The organism is Aeromonas lacus (assembly GCF_000764665.1).
GTDB classification, from domain to species: Bacteria; Pseudomonadota; Gammaproteobacteria; order Enterobacterales; family Aeromonadaceae; genus Aeromonas; species Aeromonas lacus.
The window spans coordinates 1-1,189 of the sequence record NZ_JRGM01000098.1 but is presented as its reverse complement, the minus strand read 5'-3'; the positions used below and the strand labels follow the sequence as shown (position 1 = coordinate 1,189).

The following is a 1,189-nucleotide window of genomic DNA, read 5'->3' as shown; positions in this document are numbered from 1 at the left end:
ATCTCAGAGTTATTATCAATAGTCTTACCCGTTTTTTGCCATGGTATAGATCTGTAAAAGTCAGGAAACTGCTTAAGTAAAAATGTAGAATATAGCCGATTACCTAATCGATACTCATCATTAATCGAAAAAATGAATTCAATAAGTTCATTATCTTGAAACGGTTTTTTGTGTTCCAACCAAGCTGATGAGGCAAAGGTTCCCATATTGGTAAATCGCCGGACTCGATTCATCAACAGGTTGGGCTCAATATGAGGTGTATCATAAAATGATGATTCAATTTTAGCCAGATGAGAATACTGGCCATAATATTTCTCGGCAATATAATGGTTGATTCTCATGTTTGTGGTTTCAGTATGCAAAAAGCTAGGACCAAGAATAGCATCCCCACAATACCCATTGATGACAAATCGCCCCTGCTTGATAATATCATCGACAAACTCACAGCCATGCATATGCTGCATATCCAGTAGACCATCTGTCAAAAAAATTGTCGGAATTCTTTTTTCAAACCAATTATCCGGTGTGAGCTCATGGATCACATGTGGCCATTCGACTATATCCGTTACCTGCTGCGCCAACACTATATCTGCGCAGGCTTTCGTCCCGAAGGTATAACAGCGACCTTGATAGTCAGGGTGCGCACGGTGTGTTGCCGCCAATAGCATCCTTGAATCCAGTCCACCACTGATTGGAAATACCAAAGACTCTTTCAAGTCCACTCGGCGCCCAACTGCTCGTTCGACAATTTCACCTAAAGCATCCACTGCGTCATCGAATGATATATTACGCTGTTTTATATCAGCCCATGACCAATAGTGGTAACTGTGCAGTTTATCGGCATCTATATCGTAAGTCAGCAGTGTGGCTGGAGGTAATAAGCTTACTCCATCGAAATAGCTAATATCACCGACCAGATACCCCAAGTCCATAAAACAGGATAGTGCTTGTGTATCTAATTTTTTTTCAAAGAAATTCATTGGCAGAAATGCTTTTATTTCACTTGCCCATGCAAAAAATCCATTTTTATGGTAAAAAAACAGGCCTCGCATACCATTTCTATCCGATATCAGGACTAGATTTTTTTTATGACGATCGTACAGCACAGCACAAAATATTCCATCAAGACCGGCAAGCATCTCGGCAAGAACCTGATTTTGGTAACCCCAAATTAGAGCATGATTTAGAT

At 40.3% G+C, this 1,189-nt stretch carries 1 protein-coding gene; it reads right to left on the bottom strand.

Annotated features, from left to right (window positions below; genetic code table 11):
• The coding region (locus LG31_RS0107785) for an asparagine synthase-related protein (protein ID WP_033113922.1) at positions 1 to 1,189 on the bottom strand (1,189 nt) is incomplete at both ends.